The organism is Lysobacter korlensis (genome assembly GCF_042434515.1).
The window spans coordinates 1,128,849-1,147,815 of the sequence record NZ_JBHLTG010000001.1; the positions used below are offsets into that span (position 1 = coordinate 1,128,849).

Annotated in this window: 21 protein-coding genes; 11 read left to right on the forward strand and 10 right to left on the reverse strand. The window is 68.5% G+C overall.

The genetic code is table 11. The features are described from left to right. Nucleotide 1 precedes the first annotated feature (1 nt). From ACFFGH_RS05030 to ACFFGH_RS05040, 3 genes are read right to left on the reverse strand one after another with little or no spacing between them, the layout of a single operon-like run. Nucleotides 2-397: a DUF3106 domain-containing protein gene (locus ACFFGH_RS05030; protein WP_386665404.1), complete on the reverse strand. Its 396-nt coding sequence runs from the start codon at nucleotides 395-397 to the stop codon at nucleotides 2-4. A 38-nt stretch (nucleotides 398-435) separates the two neighbouring features. Next, entirely contained in the window at nucleotides 436-840 is a 405-nt protein-coding gene (locus ACFFGH_RS05035) for a hypothetical protein (RefSeq protein ID WP_386665406.1), read from the reverse strand. Further along, complete coding sequence (locus ACFFGH_RS05040; RefSeq protein ID WP_386667376.1) at nucleotides 837-1,427, reverse strand: RNA polymerase sigma factor; 591 nt, start codon at nucleotides 1,425-1,427, stop codon at nucleotides 837-839. The genes ACFFGH_RS05035 and ACFFGH_RS05040 overlap by 4 nt, the downstream gene beginning before the upstream one ends. 253 nt (nucleotides 1,428-1,680) lie before the next feature. On the opposite strand from ACFFGH_RS05040, the gene ACFFGH_RS05045 reads away from it, so the two are divergent. Further along, complete coding sequence (locus ACFFGH_RS05045) at nucleotides 1,681-1,977, forward strand: NAD(P) transhydrogenase subunit alpha part 2 (RefSeq protein ID WP_386665409.1); 297 nt, start codon at nucleotides 1,681-1,683, stop codon at nucleotides 1,975-1,977. Further along, nucleotides 1,974-3,419 (forward strand): NAD(P)(+) transhydrogenase (Re/Si-specific) subunit beta, encoded by a 1,446-nt coding sequence (locus ACFFGH_RS05050; protein ID WP_386665411.1) that lies wholly within the window; start codon nucleotides 1,974-1,976, stop codon nucleotides 3,417-3,419. The genes ACFFGH_RS05045 and ACFFGH_RS05050 overlap by 4 nt, the downstream gene beginning before the upstream one ends. Nucleotides 3,420-3,440: 21 nt before the next feature. Here the strand turns inward: ACFFGH_RS05050 and ACFFGH_RS05055 are convergent, their stop codons facing one another. Beyond that, complete coding sequence (locus tag ACFFGH_RS05055) at nucleotides 3,441-3,860, reverse strand: hypothetical protein (protein ID WP_386665414.1); 420 nt, start codon at nucleotides 3,858-3,860, stop codon at nucleotides 3,441-3,443. 107 nt (nucleotides 3,861-3,967) lie between these two features. On the opposite strand from ACFFGH_RS05055, the gene sufT reads away from it, so the two are divergent. The 3 genes from sufT to ACFFGH_RS05070 all read left to right on the forward strand — a co-directional run bounded on the left by sufT (nucleotide 3,968) and on the right by ACFFGH_RS05070 (nucleotide 8,352). Then, on the forward strand, nucleotides 3,968-4,525 hold the full coding sequence (sufT, locus tag ACFFGH_RS05060) for a putative Fe-S cluster assembly protein SufT (protein WP_386665416.1): 558 nt from the start codon (nucleotides 3,968-3,970) through the stop codon (nucleotides 4,523-4,525). A 713-nt stretch (nucleotides 4,526-5,238) separates the two neighbouring features. Then, on the forward strand, nucleotides 5,239-6,984 hold the full coding sequence (locus tag ACFFGH_RS05065; RefSeq protein WP_386665419.1) for a S8 family serine peptidase: 1,746 nt from the start codon (nucleotides 5,239-5,241) through the stop codon (nucleotides 6,982-6,984). A gap of 111 nt (nucleotides 6,985-7,095) precedes the next feature. Further along, on the forward strand, nucleotides 7,096-8,352 hold the full coding sequence (locus ACFFGH_RS05070; protein WP_386665421.1) for a M12 family metallo-peptidase: 1,257 nt from the start codon (nucleotides 7,096-7,098) through the stop codon (nucleotides 8,350-8,352). Nucleotides 8,353-8,430: 78 nt separating this feature from the next. Here the strand turns inward: ACFFGH_RS05070 and ACFFGH_RS05075 are convergent, their stop codons facing one another. From ACFFGH_RS05075 to wrbA, 3 genes are all read right to left on the reverse strand, one after another. Continuing rightward, nucleotides 8,431-8,919 (reverse strand): asparaginase domain-containing protein, encoded by a 489-nt coding sequence (locus tag ACFFGH_RS05075; RefSeq protein WP_386665424.1) that lies wholly within the window; start codon nucleotides 8,917-8,919, stop codon nucleotides 8,431-8,433. 72 nt (nucleotides 8,920-8,991) lie between these two features. Continuing rightward, a complete protein-coding gene (locus ACFFGH_RS05080; RefSeq protein ID WP_386665426.1) occupies nucleotides 8,992-9,327 on the reverse strand; it encodes a DUF2069 domain-containing protein in 336 nt (111 codons plus the stop codon). Between the two features lie 5 nt (nucleotides 9,328-9,332). Further along, nucleotides 9,333-9,923 (reverse strand): NAD(P)H:quinone oxidoreductase, encoded by a 591-nt coding sequence (gene wrbA, locus ACFFGH_RS05085; protein ID WP_386665428.1) that lies wholly within the window; start codon nucleotides 9,921-9,923, stop codon nucleotides 9,333-9,335. Between the two features lie 135 nt (nucleotides 9,924-10,058). On the opposite strand from wrbA, the gene ACFFGH_RS05090 reads away from it, so the two are divergent. From ACFFGH_RS05090 to ACFFGH_RS05105, 4 genes are all read left to right on the forward strand, one after another. Then, the gene (locus ACFFGH_RS05090; RefSeq protein WP_386667378.1) at nucleotides 10,059-11,348 is read left to right on the forward strand and encodes a YihY family inner membrane protein; all 1,290 of its coding nucleotides are present in this window, start codon (nucleotides 10,059-10,061) and stop codon (nucleotides 11,346-11,348) included. Between the two features lie 2 nt (nucleotides 11,349-11,350). Further along, on the forward strand, nucleotides 11,351-11,935 hold the full coding sequence (locus ACFFGH_RS05095; RefSeq protein WP_386665430.1) for a TlpA family protein disulfide reductase: 585 nt from the start codon (nucleotides 11,351-11,353) through the stop codon (nucleotides 11,933-11,935). After that, on the forward strand, nucleotides 11,932-12,201 hold the full coding sequence (locus ACFFGH_RS05100; RefSeq protein ID WP_386665433.1) for an acylphosphatase: 270 nt from the start codon (nucleotides 11,932-11,934) through the stop codon (nucleotides 12,199-12,201). The genes ACFFGH_RS05095 and ACFFGH_RS05100 overlap by 4 nt, the downstream gene beginning before the upstream one ends. Nucleotides 12,202-12,596: 395 nt before the next feature. Next, nucleotides 12,597-12,890: a SemiSWEET family transporter gene (locus ACFFGH_RS05105; RefSeq protein ID WP_386665436.1), complete on the forward strand. Its 294-nt coding sequence runs from the start codon at nucleotides 12,597-12,599 to the stop codon at nucleotides 12,888-12,890. A 234-nt stretch (nucleotides 12,891-13,124) separates the two neighbouring features. Here ACFFGH_RS05105 and ACFFGH_RS05110 read toward each other — a convergent pair whose 3' ends face one another. From ACFFGH_RS05110 to hemA, 3 genes are all read right to left on the reverse strand, one after another. After that, the gene (locus tag ACFFGH_RS05110; RefSeq protein ID WP_386665438.1) at nucleotides 13,125-13,571 is read right to left on the reverse strand and encodes a GNAT family N-acetyltransferase; all 447 of its coding nucleotides are present in this window, start codon (nucleotides 13,569-13,571) and stop codon (nucleotides 13,125-13,127) included. 360 nt (nucleotides 13,572-13,931) lie between these two features. Further along, nucleotides 13,932-15,017: a peptide chain release factor 1 gene (gene prfA / locus ACFFGH_RS05115; protein ID WP_386665440.1), complete on the reverse strand. Its 1,086-nt coding sequence runs from the start codon at nucleotides 15,015-15,017 to the stop codon at nucleotides 13,932-13,934. An 88-nt stretch (nucleotides 15,018-15,105) separates the two neighbouring features. After that, on the reverse strand, nucleotides 15,106-16,479 hold the full coding sequence (hemA, locus tag ACFFGH_RS05120) for a glutamyl-tRNA reductase (RefSeq protein ID WP_386665443.1): 1,374 nt from the start codon (nucleotides 16,477-16,479) through the stop codon (nucleotides 15,106-15,108). A 132-nt stretch (nucleotides 16,480-16,611) separates the two neighbouring features. Between hemA and ACFFGH_RS05125 the strand changes: the two genes are divergently transcribed. Next, the gene (locus ACFFGH_RS05125; RefSeq protein WP_386667380.1) at nucleotides 16,612-18,327 is read left to right on the forward strand and encodes a tetratricopeptide repeat protein; all 1,716 of its coding nucleotides are present in this window, start codon (nucleotides 16,612-16,614) and stop codon (nucleotides 18,325-18,327) included. After that, entirely contained in the window at nucleotides 18,324-18,941 is a 618-nt protein-coding gene (gene lolB / locus ACFFGH_RS05130) for a lipoprotein insertase outer membrane protein LolB (RefSeq protein WP_386665446.1), read from the forward strand. The genes ACFFGH_RS05125 and lolB overlap by 4 nt, the downstream gene beginning before the upstream one ends. Nucleotides 18,942-18,967 lie beyond the last annotated feature (26 nt).

The window sequence follows — 18,967 nt, forward strand, 5'->3', positions numbered from 1 at the left end:
TTCAATCGTCGTTTCGCGGCGTCGGCGCGGGGTGCACCTGCAGCCACGCCCGCTTCTGTTCGGCCGTCATCGACCGCCACTTCGCCATGAATACGCGCCGCTCGGGTTCGCGCATCGCGCGCACGTGATCGAACACCGCGCGCATCTGTTCGCGGTGCTCGGGCGGCATCTTCTGCCAGCGTTTCACACCGTGCCGCGCGCGCTGGCGCTGCTCGGGGGTGAGGTGCTGCCAGCGCTGCGCGTGCAGCAGCATGCGCTGGCGCTGCGCGGGCTCGGAGTTCCAGCGGTCGCGGATCGGGGCGATCAGCTGTTCGCGCTGCTGCGGCGTGAGTTGCTCCCAGGCGGGCAGGGAAGACGCAGGCGTTGCCCGGGCCGGCAGTGCGGCGGCGATCGCCACCAGCAGGCCAGCCGCAACGGCGGAAATGGATCGTGGGCTCATGGGGCCTGCTCCAGCAGATCGAGGGCCGCGTCGCTGGACGCCAGCCAGAGGTAGAAATCGGGCGATTCCTCGAGCGCGGCAAGTGCGGCGGGGATTTCGGCCGACGGGGCCGCACCGGGTGCGATCTGGCTCGCGCCCGCCACCACTGCCTCGGGCGGTGCGGCCTCCGACGGCGCAGCCGGCGGCGGTGAGCGTAGCGGCCATGCGATCGCGAGCGCGAACAATGCCGCGCATGCGCTCGCGATGGGCCAGCCGAAGCGGCGCGTGGAAGCGGCCGCCGTCGAAAGGCTGCGCGCGTTGCGCAGCCTGCGGCGGGTATCGGTACCCAGGTGGGAGAGGGAGTCGCGATGCAGCTCGCGCATCGCGGCATCGAACCGGTCACTGGAACCGTGGTCGCTCATCGCCAGTCCTTCAGTTGCTTCTGCAGCGCTTCGCGCGCCCGGAACAGATGTGTCTTCACCGCGCCCTCCCCACAGCCCATCACGCGCGCCGTCGTCGCCACGTCCAGTTCCTCGAGCACGCGCAGCGTAAAGGCCTCGCGTTGCCGGCGTGGCAGCGCCGCCAGCGCGCCCGCGAGGCGGCCATAGGCTTCGCGGCCGTCGTGCGTCCGCGACGGGTCGGGGGCCGTCTCGTCCTCCCAGTCGAGGTCGGTGTCGGGCCCGCTCGGCGACGGCAGCAGCCAGCGCAGCCGGAAGGCCCGCCGCCGTTGCAGGTCGACCACGCGGCTGCGCAGCACGCTCCAGAACAGCGGAGTCCATTCGGCCGCCGGCCGCTCGCGGTAGCCGAGCATCCGCACCATCGCGTCCTGCACGGCATCGAGCGCGTCCTCGCGGTTGCGCAGGCCGATCTCGGCGAAGCGGAATGCCCGCGGCCCAATCCCTGCAAGGAACTGCTCGATCGACGCCGGCACTGCACCCGCAGCCGCGCCGTCGCCGACGGATGGCCCGTCGATGCTGGCGGGTCCGGACTCGGGGCTCACGCGCAGCAGCATGCACAGCGCACGACGCGGCGTCGGACCGCCCGGATCGGCTGGGCGACGCAGACAGCGGACAGGCCGCCACGCAGGCAGGCGGGCCTACCTTGCACACGTGGCATTGCGCTGGTTACCCGCATCGGTGGCTCCGTTCGCTCGCAGGACGGCCTGCGCAACCGGTAACGCTCGGCCCGGCGATGCGTTGACAGATGCACGGTGGTATTCACCCGTGGTTATGATCGACCGACCGCCGCGGGGAGATGGGCCGATGGATGGATGGGTAGCGCTCTACATCTTCATGCTGGCCGCGATCGCCGGCCACGTGATCATCTCCCGGGTGCCGGTGATCCTGCACACGCCGCTGATGTCGGGGTCGAACTTCATCCACGGCATCGTGCTGATCGGCGCGATGGTGGTGCTCGGCCATGCGGACAGCCTGCTCGAGAAGGTGATCGGCTTCATCGCCGTCGCGCTCGGCGCCGGCAACGCGGCGGGCGGTTACGTGGTGACCGAGCGGATGCTCGAGATGTTCAAGTCATCGAAGCCGCCGGGAGACAGCCGGTGATCACGACGCTCGAACCCGATCCGTCCACCACCGTCCGACTAACCGTCGCTGCCGCGAGTTACCTCGTCGCGGCCACGTTGTTCCTGCTCGGCCTGCAGCGCATGGCGTCGCCCCTGACGGCCCGCAGCGGCATCCGCTGGGCCGGTGCCGGCATGCTGATCGCGACGGCGGCGACGTTTCTGCTGCCCGGGTTGCACAACCTCGGACTCATCGTCACCGCACTGGTGCTCGGCACCGTCGCGGCCTGGATCACCGGCCGCAAGGTCGCGATCACCGACATGCCGCAGATGGTCGCGCTCTACAACGGTATGGGCGGCGGCTCCGCGGCGGCGATCGGCGCGGTCGAGTTGCTGCGCCTGAGTGCCGCGCAGCAGGCGGGCACCGCGACCGCCGGGGCCGCGACGATGTCGACCACCGCGCTGGTGCTGGCCGTGATCGGCGCACTGATCGGCGCAGTCTCGCTGTCGGGTTCGGTGATCGCCTGGGCCAAGCTCGACGGGCGCATGGACCGCCGCTACACGTTCCGCGGTCAGCAGATCTTCAATGCCGTGCTGTTCGCGCTGACGGTCGTGCTGGGTGTGGTTGCGGCGTACTCGCTGCAGATGCCGGCAATCGTGGCGTTCTTTGTCGCGGCGCTGCTTCTGGGCGTGCTGATGACGTTGCCGATTGGCGGCGCGGACATGCCGGTCGTGATTTCGCTCTACAACGCGTTCACCGGGCTGGCCGTGGCGTTTGAAGGCTATGTGCTGGGGAACGAGGCGCTGATCATCGCCGGCATGATGGTGGGCGCTGCCGGTCTGCTGCTCACGCGGCTGATGGCCAAGGCGATGAACCGCCCGATCAGCGGCGTGCTGTTCGGCAGTTTCGGCGGCGGTGGCGAAGCGCAGTCGATCAGCGGATCGCAGAAACCCATCGAAGCCGGCGACGTGGCCGCGATGATGGCGTTCGCCGATCGCGTGGTGATCGTGCCGGGCTACGGCATGGCCGTCGCGCAGGCGCAGCACAAGATCTGGGAGCTTGCGCAGAAGCTCATTGCGCGCGGGGTGTCGGTCAAGTTCGCGATCCATCCTGTGGCCGGGCGCATGCCGGGCCACATGAACGTGCTGCTCGCCGAAGCCGGCGTGCCGTATGACCTGATCGCCGACATGGACGACATCAACCCCGAGTTCGCATTGACCGATGTCGCACTCGTGATCGGCGCGAACGACGTCGTCAATCCAGTCGCCAAGACCGACCCCGCCAGCCCCATCTACGGCATGCCGATTCTCGACGTGGTCAATGCACGCAACATCGTCGTGATCAAACGCGGCAAGGGCACGGGCTTTGCCGGCATCGAAAACGCGCTGTTCTACGCCGACAACGCCCGCATGCTCTACGGCGACGGGGCCGCGGCGGCGAGCGCACTGGTGGGCGAACTCAAGGCGCTCGACGGCGGCCATTGAGCGCCGCCGCGGTCGGGGCGGCTAGCGCGATGCGAGCGCCGCGACGATCAGGCCGGCCGCGATCCAGGCAGTGTCGGCGAGGCCGTTCGCGAGCTGGGCAAGCGTCCAGGCGTGGTTCCAGCCGAGCCTCGAGGCCGATTCCCACGGCGTCAGGCCCAGCACCACGCTGAGGTGGCTGGCGATGATCCACCAGTTCGCCAGCGCGACGATGACCGCGGTGCCCGCAAGGCCCGCCAGCGCTCGTCCCGCGCCTCGTGGCCAGCGGCCCAGCCGCAGCATCCACGCGACGTCCAGCGCGCCGACCACGGCCATCCAGCTGAGCTGTTCGCGCGTGTACAGCGCCAGCAGCACCCATAGCGCGGCAAAACCCGTGGTGCCCAGGGTCAGCAGCGACCACGACAGCCAGGTGGGACCACGAACCGGAACGGAGGACTTGGTCATCGGCAACGGGCGCGAGGCTCCGCGAGGCAAGCCGTACAGCATAGCGGGCATCGCGGCCGGTAGAATGGCCGGTCAGGCGCGGCCCCCGCGCGATGCGATCGTGTCGTATGTATTCCCGCAGCAGCGAACCCGTCCGTTTCGAGCGTGACTGCCCGGCCGTCCTGGTGCCCCAGGGCGAAGAGGTGACGTTGCCGGCGGGAAGCGTCGGCTACATCACGCAGGCACTCGGCGGCAGCTACACCGTGTTCGTCGAGGGCAACCTGTTCCGCATCGCGGGCAAGGATGCCGACGCGATCGGCAAGGAACCGCCCGAGCCGTTGCAGCTGCCGGAAGGCGCCGACGATGAACTCGTCGAGCAGCTGGTCTGGAAGCAGTTGCGGACCTGCTTCGATCCCGAGATCCCGATCAACGTCGTCGACCTGGGCCTCGTCTACGACGCCACCGTCGTTCCACACCCCGAGCAGGCGGGCCAGCGCATCGTGCAGGTGCGCATGACGCTGACCGCGCCGGGCTGTGGCATGGGCGACGTGCTGGTGTCGGACGTGCGCGACAAGGTCGAAATGATTCCGACCGTGGCCGAAGCCGATGTCGAACTCGTATTCGACCCGCCGTGGAACCGGACCATGATGTCCGAGGCTGCCCGGCTCGAGACCGGGATGCTGTAGCCGCGGGCTGCAGCGGGCGCCTGATGTCCCGGGTGTCGCCGGCACGATAAGAGACGTCGTGAATGGCGGCGTGCGCTGCCGGCTCGTTCCATCGGGCCGCTGCGTAGGCGGCCTCGAAGCTTCCTCCGCGAATGACTTCAAAGCTCGCCGTGGAGCTCAGACCGGCGGCGGCACTTTCCGTCCGCGCAGCTGCGGGAGCCGGTTTTCCGGTGTGGCGCGCTGATCCAGGTCGCGATCCGGGCGCAAATGGTCGCTGTACGGCCGATCCGCCCGAAAAGGTATGCCCAAGAAGGGCGTGCTGCATCGCCGCACGCCCCTGCGCAAAACCAGCCTAAACAGCCCTGCAGGCCTTGCTGGGCAAGGGCTGCAGGGTGTCCGGGCAGGCCAAATCGCCCGGTTTCCGCCGCCGATAGTGCAAAAAACGAGGCCTCGCAACCCTGTTTCGAACCTGAAACAGCCCTCGCGCCGGCCCTGCCAGTACTCACGAGAACTTTTCCCGCGCCTCCGGTCGCGTCCGGTTGCTTGAAATGTGACGCGAGTCACTCCGTTGGCGTGACTTGATGCGTCGACCTCGTTGTGGTGTCGCAAAACGGTCATCTAGTGTGGGGTTGACGGTCCTTTTCCGAGCCGCCGTCAACCCCTCGTCCGGAGCGGATATCCGCTCCGGACGAGCGGTCCCCCTGCTGACCTGCCTCAATTCCTGGAGTTCCTAGATGTCAGATCGCAACCAGCGCCGCACCCGCGTGCGCGTACTTGCCGCAGCCACTGCGGTCGTCGTGGCGTCCATGGCGGGCAACGCATTTGCCGGCAAGATCGACACCACCGGCCTGGCGGCCGACGGCAACGATCGCTTCATCGTCAAGTATCGCGAAGGCAGTGCGGAGCGCGCCGATGTGTCGAATGCGAAGGCCGCGCTCAACCGTGCCGCGCGCGCGGGTGCAGGTGGCAAGGCCGTCGCGCTGGGCCATGTGCGTCGCCTCGCGGTCGGTGCCGAAGCGGTCAAGGCTGGCCGTAAGCTCGATCGCGTCGAAGCACAGGCGCTGATGCAGCAGATCGCCGCCGATCCGAGCGTCGAGTACGTGGAAGTCGACCGCGTCATGCGCCCGGTGTTCACCCCGAACGACACACACTACGCGAACTACCAGTGGCATTACTTTGAAGCCACCGGCGGCATCCGCGCCGATACGGCCTGGGACATCACGAACGGCAGCGGTCAGTACGTCGCGGTGCTGGACACGGGTATCACCTCGCACAGCGACCTGGGCTCGAACATCGTCGGCGGTTACGACTTCATCAGCGACGCGGCGATGGCCCGCGACGGCAACGGTCGTGATTCGAACGCGGCCGACCAGGGCGACTGGTCCGCTGCGGGCGAGTGCGGAACCGGTTCCCCGGCCTCGAACTCGAGCTGGCACGGCACCCACGTGACGGGCACCGTCGCAGCGCTGACCAACAATGCCAAGGGCGTGGCCGGCGTCGCCTACGGCGCCAAGGTCGTGCCGGTCCGCGTGCTCGGCAAGTGCGGCGGCCTGACCTCCGACATCACCGACGCGATCATCTGGGCGTCCGGCGGCAGCGTCAGCGGCGTGACCGCGAACGCGTACCCGGCCAAGACGATCAACATGAGCCTCGGCGGCGGCGGGGCATGTTCGTCGACCTACCAGAACGCGATCAACAGCGCGGTCAGCCGTGGCTCGACGGTCGTGGTCGCTGCAGGCAACAGCAATGCCGATGTCTCGGGCTTTACCCCGGCCAGCTGCAATAACGTCATCGCCGTCGCTTCGACCACCCGCACTGGCGCTCGCTCGGGCTTCTCGAACTACGGCTCGCTGATCGACGTCGCTGCACCCGGCAGCGACATCGCCTCGACGGTCAACAGCGGTACCACTACGCCGTCGACCGAGAGCTACAGCCTGATGAACGGCACCTCGATGGCCTCGCCGCACGTCGCGGGCGTCGTCGCACTGATGCAGGCCAAGGCCGGCGGCTCGCTGAGCCCGTCGACGGTCGAGAGCACGCTGAAGAACACGCTGCGTCCGTTCCCGACCTCGATCGACAAGCCGATCGGCAACGGCATCGTCAATGCCCGTGCTGCGGTGGATGCCGTAGGCGGTGGCAGCAAGTTCACCAACTCCAACAACTACACGATCAACGACAACTCGACGGTCGAAAGTCCGATCGGCGTGTCCAACCTCAGCGGCTATGCGTCGAGTTCGACGCGTGTGGATCTGGACATCAAGCACACCTACCGCGGTGACCTGCGCGTGCAGCTGGTCGCGCCGGATGGCTCGCTGTACATGATCAAGGACTACAGCAGCAGCGACAGCGCGGACAACGTGATCGGCTACGTCACGCTGAACCTCTCGAGCGAGCTCAAGAACGGTACCTGGAAGCTGCGCGTCACCGACAACGCGTCGGGCGACACCGGGTACATCGACAGCTGGAGCATCACGCACTAAGCCTCTGCAAAGCGCACCAGGCGCCCCGGTTTCGACCGGGGCGTTTTTTTTAGTCCCCCGAAGCGCCAATCGCCCCCGCGTGCGGCGCGCCCATGCAGTCAAGGAGAGAGCATGAAAACCCGCAACATCCTGCCCCGCGCCGTTGCCGTCAGCCTCCTCGTATCCGCAGGCTCCGCCGTTGCCGGCCAACCGTTGTTCGTCGGTGAAATCGCATCCCCGACCGCCAGCAACCGCGCTGCACTGCAGTCGATCGCGGCGCGGCCGGAATCATTCAACACCCGCGCGATGCGGGCGAACCCCGCAGTCGTCAGCGCTTCGACGCAGGAAATCCAGCTCGATCTCGGCCACCGCCGCGTGAATGCCGTGCTCAGCGATGCCAGGGCCGTAGACGAGGGCGGCCTGGTCTGGGTCGGTCGCATCAAGGAGACGACCAGGGCGCGTTCGGGCTCGCTGCGCGAGACGGCGCAGGACGCCGCGAACACCGCCACGCTGGTGCGTCGCGATGGCACTGTCACCGGTAACGTCCGCGTCGACGGCAGGCTGTTCCGCATCCGCCCATTGCCCGGCGGCGGCCATGCGGTGATCGAGGTGGATGAGTCGCGCATGCCGGCCGACCATCCGGCCGACTATGCCGACCTGCCGCGATTCGACATGACCGCGTCGAACACCACGAGCGGCGGCTTCACCACGATGGCGATCAGCCCCGGCACGACTGCGACGATCCGGGTGATGGTTGTAGCGACGAACGCGGCGGTCAACGCGTACGGCGGCAACATGCGCTCGCTGATGGATCTGGCGATCTCCGAATCCAACCAGGGCTACGCGAACTCGAACGTCGGCATCAACCTCGTGCTGGCCGGCTACTACACGACGAGCTACACGGAAGTCGGTATGAGCACCGACCTGTCCCGCTTCCGGGGTACCTCCGACGGCTACATGGACGGCGTGCACAGCCTGCGCAACCAGAACGCAGCCGACGTGGTCATGCTGATCGGCAACCAGGGATCGTCCTGCGGACTGGCTTCGGGTATCGGCTCGACGGCGTCGACCGCGTTCGCGACCACGTACTGGAACTGCGCGACCGGCTACTACAGCTTCGCGCACGAGATCGGCCACCTGCAGTCGGCGCGGCATGACCCGGCCGCCGACCCGAGCACCACGCCCTACGCGTACGGCCACGGTTACCGCGCGCCGAACAACGCCTGGCGCACGATCATGGCCTACGCCTGCACCGGCGGGTGCCCGCGACTGAACTACTGGTCGAACCCGGACAAGACCTACAACGGCGTGGCGATGGGCACCACCACGCAGAGCCACAACCAGCGCGTGCTGGTGAACACGAAGGCGACGATGGCCGGGTTCCGCTGATCACGGGCGGACTGATCTAGTAACAGAAAACCCCGGCTTCGGCCGGGGTTTTTCTTTACACGCTGCGTAGCAGGTGCGTCAGTCGGCAGCTTCGAACCGGTTCGCCGCGACGTTCTTGCGGACCTTGGCCGGGTGCCAGACGCGGCCGTTCATCGCGATGTAGACGCCCGGGGGCAAGGACTGCACCGCGCCGACCGCCGTGCCGATGTTGAACTCCGCGTCCGAGCCGCGGAACCGCGCCGGGTTCAGCGCGCCGGTCAGCACGATCGTCCGATCGGTCAGCGTCGAGAGCACCTGTGCGGTCTGCACCATGCTGTCGGTGCCATGCGTGACCAGCACGTGGCGTGCATCCTGCGCGGCGATCGTCGCGCGGATCAGCTCGCGGTCCTCGTCGGTGATGTGCAGCGAATCCTTGCGGATGATCGGGATCACGCTGTACCGGAACGCGACCCCGAGTTCCTCGAGGATGCGGCCGATCTGTGGCTCGCCGACCTGGAAGTCCGACTTGTCGTCGAAGTAGATCTTGTCGATCGTGCCGCCGGTGGTGACGATGCAGAGCTGTTCCATCAAGGCGAGTGTCGTGCGGAGTCGCGGCGATTATACGGAGCGCGCGTCACGGCCTGCGCCGAGCGGCGCCAATCAGCTGCGTTTGCGGGAAAAACGCGCGCGCAGCCCCGGCCAGTTGGCCGCGAACACGACGACGAGCGCGAGCGCGATCTCGCCCCATGCGTATGCGGCTTCGGCCGGTCGCGACCAGGCGACCATCACGCCGTGGCTGAACCAGAACAGCCCGAGCACCGACGCCCAGAAGCCGGCCTTGCGACGGCCGCGCCAGCGGCCGATCGCGAGCAGCAGCGGCGGCAGCGCGAACACGACGAGCTCGTCCCACGGCGACGGTTTGCCGCCGAACCACGCCACGTACAGCGCGGCGAGCGCGAGCAGCGACGCGACGAGTACGCGTTCCGACGCAGTCATTCCCCTCATGCGAGCCGGGCCGCGATCGTCGCAAGCCGCCGGCCGAGCGCCCGCGCAAGGTGCGCTTCGTCATCGGTCAGCTGCGGGTTGTCGTCGGTCCCGGCGACATGGCTGGCCCCGTACGGCGTGCCGCCGCCGCGGGTCGTGCTCAGCAGCGGCTCGGTGTACGGCAGCCCAACCAGCACGCAGCCGTGGTGCAGCAGCGGCACCAGCATCGTCAGCAATGTCGCTTCCTGGCCGCCATGGTGGGTCGCGGTCGAAGTGAACGCGGCAGCAGGCTTGCCGACGAGCGTGCCACTTGCCCATTCGCCGCCCAGGCCGTCCAGCCAGTGCTTGAGCGGGGCGGCCATGTTGCCGAAGCGGGTGGGGCTGCCGAGCGCGAGGCCCACGCACTCGACGAGGTCATGCGGCTCGACGTAGGGCGCGCCTTCATCGGGCACCGGCGGGGCGACCGCGGTCGTGACGGCCGATACCGGCGGCACCGTGCGCACGCGCGCCGCCATGCCCGGCACTTCCTCGACGCCGCGCGCGACCTGCCGGGCAAGTCGCAGCACCGATCCGCCGCGGCTGTAATAGAGCACCAGGATGTCGGGCATCGGTCGCCTGCACTCGAAACGGGGGCCACAGCATAGTGGAACCGAATGCGCCTCCGGACGCGGGCCACCGTGCGGCAGCCGCGACGGGCAATCGTTTAGGCTTGGGCGATGCCTCATCCGAGCGAGTTGCTGCAGATGCGATCCGGTGCCCGCGCCTTCGTGCGCGGCACGGCGCATCGCCGGCTGCACGCGCATCTGCGCGACCAGGCGCGGCTGCGTGCGTTCCTGCGGTTCCTGTGGGGGCGCACGCTGGAAGACGACCTGTTCCAGGCCGCCGGCGCGCTGTCGTACACGGCGGTGTTCGCACTGGTGCCGCTTTCGATGGTGGTGTTCGGCGTGCTGTCGGCGTTCCCGGTGTTTTCCGAGTGGAGCGACAGCCTCAGCGACTACGTGTTTTCGAACTTCGTGCCGCGCGCCGCCAGTTCGGTACAGACCTACCTGCGGCAGTTCTCGGCCAACGCCGGGCAGCTCACCACCGCGGGCGTGATCGCGTTGCTGGTCTCGCTGCTGATCACGATCAGCGGCGTGGAATCGGCATTCAACCGCATCTGGCGGGTGAAGTCGGCGCGGCCCAGATTCGGGCGGTTCCTGATGTACTGGACCGTGCTGACGCTCGGTGCGCTGCTGGCCGCCGCAAGCCTCGCGATGTCGGCAAGTTTCTTCGCGCTGTCGATCTTCGAAACACAGGTCGGCAGTGCGCTCGAACAGGCGATGATGCGACTTGCACCGATGGCGATCGAGCTGATCGCGATCGCGGTGATCTACCGCGTCGTGCCGCACCGCACGATCCACTGGCGCTATGCGATCGCCGGCGCGCTGCTGGCGACCATCCTGCTGGAACTGATCAAAGGCGGCATCGGCCTGTACCTCGGCAGTTTCGGCAGCTACTCGAAGATCTACGGCACAGTCGCGTTCGTGCCGATCTTCCTGCTGTGGATCTACCTGACCTGGGTCGCGGTTCTGCTCGGTGCGTCGTTTGCGTCATCACTGTCCGCATTCCGCTACCAGCCGGCGCACCTGCGCCTGCCTGAAGGTTACGAGCTGTACGGTCTGTTGCGCCTGCTGACGCGCTTCCAGGAGGCCCGCGTCGAAGGTCGCGGCCTGCACTCGGACGAGATCCAGCGGCTGGAGCCGATCCTCACTGATGCGCTCGTCCAGCAGATGCTCGCCCAGCTGGGCGAGATCAACCTCGTGCGACGCGCGGAAGACGGCGAATGGCTGCTCGCGCGCGATCTGGATGCGCTTTCGCTGGCCGAGCTCTACGAAGCGTGCCAGCTGCGCATCCCGGTCGCGGAGGCGCATCTGCCCTCACGCGACGACGCGATCGGACGCGCGGCGGTCGAGGTGATGGACGAGCTGCGCGTGCCGTTGCGCGCGCTGCTCAAACGCCGCGTCAGCACGATCCACGACAATTCCCAGGAGTAACGATGCGTCCTGTTTCCCTTGCCGTCCTCGCGGCCTCTGTTCTTGTTCTCGCCGCGTGCCAGCAGCCGGCTGACGAGTCCGCTTCAGCCGGTTCCAGCAAAACCCCGGCGGCGGCCGAAGCGCCCGCAGCCACGCCCGCACCGGTCGCCAAGCCTGAGCCGGGATCGACGCAGATCCCGGAGCTGCGCGTCGCCACGCTCGACGGCACGCCGTATGACCTGGCCGAGCGGCGGGGCAAGTGGGTGGTGGTCAACTTCTGGGCCACCTGGTGCGCGCCGTGCCTCAAGGAAATGCCCGAGCTGTCCGAGCTCGACAAGTCGCGCGAGCACGTCGAGGTCATCGGGCTCGCCTATGAAGAGATCGAGCCGGCCGATATGCGCGCGTTTCTCGAGAAGCATCCGGTTGTGTATCCGATCGCAATCGTCGATGTGTCCCAGCCGCCAGCGTCGTTCGACACGCCGCGCGGCCTGCCGATGACCTACCTGATCGCGCCGGACGGGCGGATCGCGAAGGCGTTCTTAGGGCCGGTTACGGCCGCCGACATCGAAGCGGCGATCGAAAAGGCTGGCGGGCCGGCGGTGGCATGAGCGCGGCACGCTTCTTCGTTCGCGGCAAGGTACAGGGCGTCTGGTTCCGCGCTTCGACGCGTGAGCAGGCGCGGGCGCTCGGGCTGCGCGGCTACGCGCACAACCTCGACGACGGACGCGTCGAGGTGCTGGCGGTCGGCGACGCGGCTGCCATCGCATCGCTGGCCGGTTGGCTGGAGCATGGGCCTCCGAATGCGCGAGTCGGTGGAGTCGAGCGTTTGGACGCGGATGCAGGCGAGGCGGGTGGAGGTTTCGAGATCGGGTAGCTCCCGGCACTCTGGCGGGCTCCTGCGTGCATGTCTGCAGGAGCGCTGCAGTTGCATCCGCGGATGGCGTGCGTGCTTCCGAAGCCCGAACGACCGCACGCTTACGCACAAGCAGCGCGTGGCTCCACGGCGGAACCGGCCTGGCTTGGCTGGCTTCGCTTGGTCCAGCTACGTGTGGCAGAGCTGCGCGGCGCAGTGGAGGAAGCAGTGCATGAAGCCGGATAAACGCATCCCGGCCCGCAACTGAACGACCGCGGCGGCGCTCACTGCGCGGCCCGCGTGTTTCACCCGTCTGGCACGGCGCGTGGGCGAGCCTTCAAGCCCGTTCCAGCTGGTCGTGCCATGAGTCTGCAGCTCTCCGGATCCCCATCTGCCGCCGCTTGCAGGTCTGCCCCATGATCGGTCCGGACTGGATCGGTTGGGCCGCCTCTGCGGTGCTGATCGCCACGTTGCTGCGGCAGGTTTTCGTGCAGTGGCGCGAGCGCAGCACCGAGGGCGTCTCGTCTTGGCTGTTCGTCGGCCAGCTCGCGGCCAGTGTGCTGTTCACGATCTACAGCTGGCTCGTTGACAACGCCGTGTTCGTTTTCACCAACAGCGTTCTGCTGCTGACCGCGGTGATCGGCCAGCTGATTTTTCGCCGCAACCGCCGGTTGATGGCGGCCGAGGGCGGTGGGGGAGGCGGGTCGTAAACGCGTAACCCGTCGACCAGGGCAACGCACATCTCATCAAACGCATCTATTGGTGAGCCCGCGTCGGCGAACGCTCGAGCTACGCCTGCAACCGGCCCGCAGTAGGGTGCGTTCGTGCGTCGCCCCGACAGCGTCTCGCCAGGCAACTACGACGGGGAGCTGCCCCGGGGCGGGGTCGGCGGACGGTGGTGCGGGACACGGGTCAGCCCGGGCTGATGCTCGCCTGCTCGCTGCTCATACGAGGTCAAGGCTGTACCACTGGCTGTCGTCCTCACTCCAGCCCGCAGCACGGTACAGCGCGCGGGCGCCGTGGTTATTGCGGGTCGTCTCGAGCATCAACCGTGCTGCACCGTCGTCCCGTGCAAACGCGGCTGCCGCATCCAGCAACGCACGGGCGACGCCGCCGCGTCGCGCAGATTCATCCACGTACAGGTCATTGAGGATCCAGATCCGCGCGGTGCGGACCGACGAGAACATCGGGTACAGCTGGGTGAACCCAATCGCCACGCCGTCGCGTTCGGCCAGCAGCACCACGGACTCGTCGCGCGCCAGCCTCGCGTGCAGCCAGTCGTGGGCACGCGCGACATCGGCCGGCTGGCCGTAGAACTGGCGGTAGGCATCGAACAACGGGGCGATGCAGTCGAGATCGGCGATCTCGGCGCGGCGGACGGAGGCGGTCATGGTCGGCAGGCTGGGGCGGACGCTGCAAGCTTAGGCGAAGTGGAAAGGCCGCGAGTCGTCCGCATCGAGAAGTGCCGGCAATCAGTGTTGCCGGCTCCGCAAGTCAAGCGATCGGGCCGGCTCGGCGGCAGCACCATGAGGCGCGCCGGGAATTCGTGGCCCCCTCGGCATTACTCGACGTAAAGCAAGGCCACGTCCGTTGAAATGCCCAGTCCACCCGACCCGCGCTGGCTCAGTCCGCACAGTCACGCACGCGAGCTCATCGGCCTTCGGCTCAGTCCGCCGAAGTCAGGCGCAGGAGCTTCTTGGCCTTCGGCTCCATCCACCGAAATCAGGCGCAGCAGCGCATCGGCTTGCCGCTCAATCCGCCGACGTCAGCCGCGCGAGTTCATCGGCCTGGTGCTCCTGCTGCAGGCGCGCCACCAGCCCATCGAGCTCGCCGGTCATCACGCTCGGCAGGTCGTACAGGGTCAGGCCTTCCACGCGGTGGTCGGTGATGCGGCCCTGCGGAAAGTTGTAGGTGCGGATGCGCTGGCTGCGGTCGCCGCTGCCGACCTGCAGCTTGCGCGTGGCGGCCTGGGCCGCCGCGGCTTTCGCAGCCTGCGCTTCGGCAAGCATCGCGCGTAGGCGCTTCATCGCCTTGTCGCGGTTCGCGTGCTGGCTGCGCTCGGTCTGGCTTTCGACGACGACGCCCGACGGGAGATGGGTGATGCGGATCGCCGAGTCGGTCTTGTTGACGTGCTGTCCGCCGGCACCGGACGAGCGGAACGTGTCGACGCGAAGGTCGCTCGCATTGATCTCGATCGGCTCGCCCTCGGCCTCGACCGGAATGATCGCCACGGTGGCTGCGGAGGTGTGGATGCGGCCCTGGGATTCGGTCTCGGGCACACGCTGCACGCGGTGGGTGCCGGACTCGAACTTGAGCTGCGAATACGCGCCGCGGCCTTCGATCCGTGCGATCACTTCCTTGAAACCACCGTGCTCGCCCGGGCTTGCCGACTCGATTTCGACGCGCCAGCCCTGACGCTCGGCATAGCGCGAATACATGCGGAACAGGTCGCCGGCAAAGATCGCCGCCTCGTCGCCGCCGGTGCCGGCGCGCACCTCCAAGTAGATGTCACCGTCGTCGCGCGCATCCTTCGGGATCAGGTGCGCGAGCAGCTCGGCCTCGAGTTGCTGCAGGCGCGCGTTCGCGGCGGCGATCTCCTCGTCGGCCAGCTCACGCAGGTCCGGATCGGCGCGCATCGCTTCGGCCGTCGCGAGGTCCTCGCGTGCGCGGGCTTCCGCCGCCAGTGCGACCGCCACTGGTTCGAGCTGCGAAAACTCGCGCGAATAGCGCCGGAAGCGGTCGGCATCGCCGATCACGCCCGGATCGGACAGCAGGCGCTCGAGCTCTTCACGGCGTTCGGCGAGGGCTTCGAGCTTGCGGCGCAGGGTGGGAAGCATCAATAGACCGGGCTGAGGCAGGGACAGGCATCCGGACAGGGCCGGACGTAACGCAGCGGTTCGATCGCTGCGGAGCTACGGATGGCCGCTAACGCGGCGCCGCAGGGCCGGGCAGGGTAGCCGACGGGGCCGGCGGTTCGTTGCCCGGGTCCGCTGCCGGGCCGGTGCCCGGATCCGGGAAGAGCTTGTCGGCCGCGCGTGCCAGCTCGGCGTTGCCGAGCAGCGCCGCCTCACGCAGGGCGACCGTCGGCGCATGCAGCAGGCGGTTGGTCAGCGTATGGGCGAGGTAGTTCAGCGCGTCCTCGGGCGGCATGCCCGCCGCGAGCTGGGCACGGGCGCGCGCGAGCACTTCGGCGCGCGCCGCCTCGCCATGCGCGCGCAGCCTCTTGAGCGGCTCGGTGCGCGCGTGCGCGGCCAGCTGTTCGACGTAGCGGGCGACCTGCAACTCCACGATCGCTTCGGCCTCATCAGCGGCCTCGCGCCGACGCCGACGGTTGTCCTCGATCGCGCGTTCAAGATCGTCGACGGTGTAGAGGAACACGTCGCGCAGGTCCGCCACGTCGGGCGCGATATCGCGCGGAACCGCCAGGTCGAGCAGCAGCATCGGGCGGTGCTTGCGGGCTTCGAGCGCGGCCGAGACCTGCGCTTTCAGAAGGATGGGCTCGCGGCTCGCCGTTGCGCTCAGCACGATGTCGGCCTCGGCCAGATGCTTGCCGAGGTCGGCCAGCGGCAGCGCATAGCCGCCGTGTCGGATGGCGAGGTCCTGGGCATGCGCAAGCGTCCGGTTCGCGACGAGCAGGCGCTTGGCGCGGGCCTGTACCAGGTGCCGCGCGGCGAGTTCGATCGTCTCGCCGGCACCGATCAGCATCACAGTGGAATCTTCGAGCCGGGCAAACGACTCCTGTGCCAGCCGCACCGCGGTCGAGGCAACCGACACCGGGTTCGCGCCGATGCGGGTGTCGCTGCGCGCGCGCTTGGCGGTCGAGAACGCATGTTGGAACAACCTGTCGAGCTGGGGGCCCAGGCTGCCGGCGGCGCGCGCGGTCGACCAGGCCTCCTTGACCTGCCCGAGGATCTGCGGCTCGCCGAGCACCAGCGAATCCAGCCCGGTCGCCACGCGGAACAGGTGGCGCACCGCGTCCGCGCCGCCGTGGCGGTACAGATAGGCGTGCAGGTCATCGCCCTCGTCGGGGTGCGACGCGAGCCAGTCGGCCAGCGCGATGCCGTCATCGTCGGCCACCGCGTAGAGCTCGGTGCGATTGCAGGTCGACAGCAGTGCCACCTCGCGCACGGACGGCAGCGCCCTCAGCGCAGCGAGCGCGGCCGGCACCGCCTCGCCGGAAAACGCCACGCGCTCACGCAGCGCGACCGGCGCTGTCTGGTGATTCAGCCCCAGCACGTAGACGCCGGGCGAATCCTGACGGGTACCGGGCACGGCCGGACGGGGCGAAACCGAAGTCATGGGTGCGTGCGCGACAACCTGTTCAGGTGCTTGCGATAAGCTGCTGGCTACCGAGGGCCGTCATTCTACCGGCTCGATCCGGGCCGTTTCCGTACGGAACGGTCGACGTTCATGACCAAGCCAACGCCCGCCATGCCCAGAGCGACCCGACTGACGAAACCTGCCGTGCTTGCCGCGGGCTTATTGCTCGCAGCTTCGGCGGCCGCGGTCTCCAAGCCGCCTGCCGCAAGTGCAGCGACGCAGCGCCTTCCGAAGCCAAGCGCCGAGGCGGTGTCGCAAGCGCTCGAGTCGCTGATGGTCGGCGAGTTCTCGCTGCAGGCCGGCCGCCTCGACGAGGCCGCCAAAGCGTACCTGCGAGCAGCCCATGCGACGCGCGACGCGGCGCTGGCCGAGCGCGCGACGCGGATCGCGCTGCTCGCAAAAGATGATGCGAGCGCCGCCGATGCACTGGCGCTGTGGCACGGACTGGGCGGCGACCCCGCCGCGTTGCGCTCGGCGGACGCGATGCTGGCGCTTCGCAAGGGCCAGGATGCGCAAGCGCGCGAGCACCTCGTCGCGCTGGTCGGCATGAAAGCCAACGATGGTTGGCGGCAGGCGTTGGGCGTGCTCGGCGTCGGTGCACGCAGCCCCGAGCAGGCAACGGCGATGGTGCGGGCCCTGGTCGAAGGCGGCCATATCCCCGCCCGGCTCGACGCATGGCTTGCATTCGGGGGCCTGGCCCAGCGGCTCGAGCAGCCGGAGCTGGCCGAGCGAATCGTGACCGAGGTGGTGCGCCGTTTTCCGGGCGAGCCGCGCGTGGCGCTGCTGCAGGCCAGCCAGCTGCGCGAAGCCGGCAAGCGCGAGGAGGCGCTCGCCGCGCTGCAGGCCGTGATGCCGCATGCCGAGAACAACCCTGCGCTCCGACTGGCGCTGGCCGGTGAGTACGACCGGCTCGGCGACCTGTCGGCGGCCGCGGACGTGCTCGCGCGGGGCCCGCAGGACGAGCAGACGTACTCGCTGCGCGCATCGCTGCTGGCGCGCGCGCAGGACAAAACCACGCTGACGAAGCTGTACGAGGAACTCGGACGCGAGGGCAGTCGGCCCGATCCGCAGCGACGCCTGCTGCTGGGCCAGGTCGCCGAGTTCCTCGATCGCAACGAGGAAGCGCTCGGTTGGTATCAGGGCGTGCCCGGTGGCCCGCAGCGCTGGACCGCGCGCTTGCGTGCCACCAACGTGCTGCACGAGCTCGACCGCGATGCCGAAGCGTTCAAGTCGCTGCGTGAGCTGCAGGCCGATGTCTCCGCACCGGAAGACGCCCGGCGCGACGCCTACCTGCTCGAAGCTGCGCTGCGCGGTGAGGACAACGAACTGGCGGCCGAGATGGACGCGTTCGCGCGCGGGCTGGCCGCGTTCGCGGACGATCCCGAACTGCTCTACGCACGTGCGCTCAGTTGGGAGCGCCGCGACGACATTCCGCGCGCCGAAGCCGACCTGCGCCGCGTGCTGGTCGCCGATCCCGACAGCGTCGCAGCGCTCAATGCGCTCGGCTATACGCTGGCCGACCGCACCACGCGCTACCAGGAGGCGCTCGAACTGATCGACCGCGCCCGGACCGCCGAGCCCGACAATCCCGCGATCATCGACAGCTACGGCTGGGTGCTCTATCGGCTCGGACGCCTCGAGGAAGCACTGGTCGAACTGCGCCGGGCGTTCACCCTGCAAAAGGATCCCGAGATCGCGTCGCACCTCGGTGAGGTGTTGTGGGTGATAGGCAAGCGCGAAGAGGCGAGGCGTTATTTCGGCCAGGCGCGCGAGCTCGATCCCGACAACCGCGCCCTCAAGCGCGCACTCGAAAGGACCGGCGCATGAAGCGCGTGCTTGGACTTGCGGCGGCATTGCTTCTTGCCGCCTGCAGCTCGCAACCGATCCGCAGCGAACTGCCGCCCGCCGAGCGCGAGGCGGCCGAGATCGCGCAGCTCGACCGCGAAGCCGTATTGCGCGCCGATCCGGACTGGGCGCTCGAAGGCCGTATCGCCGTATCGAACGGCCGCGAAGGCGGCAGCGGCCGCATCGACTGGCGCCAGTCCGGTTCGGCCTACGAAGTGTCGTTGAGTGCCCCGGTGACGCGGCAGAGCTGGCGATTGTCCGGCGACGCCAGTCAGGCCCGGCTCGACGGGCTGGAAGGCGGCACCCGCACTGGAGACGACGCGGGTGCCCTGCTGCGCGAAGCGACTGGTTGGGACATCCCGGTTGTGGCTCTTGCCGAGTGGGTGCGCGGCGTTCGCGCCCAAGCGCTCGGATCAGCCGTAGTGCAATACGGGGCCAACGGCCTGCCAATGCGCATCGAGCAGGGCGGTTGGGTCATCGAGTACGTCTGGCCCGAGGGCGCGGCCGGTAAGCAGGCGCTGCCGACGCGGCTCGACGCGCGCCGCGGCGAGGCGCGAGTGAAACTCGTCATCGACCGCTGGGCCGACGCGCCTTGACCGCCGGAACGCAAGGCCGCACGTGT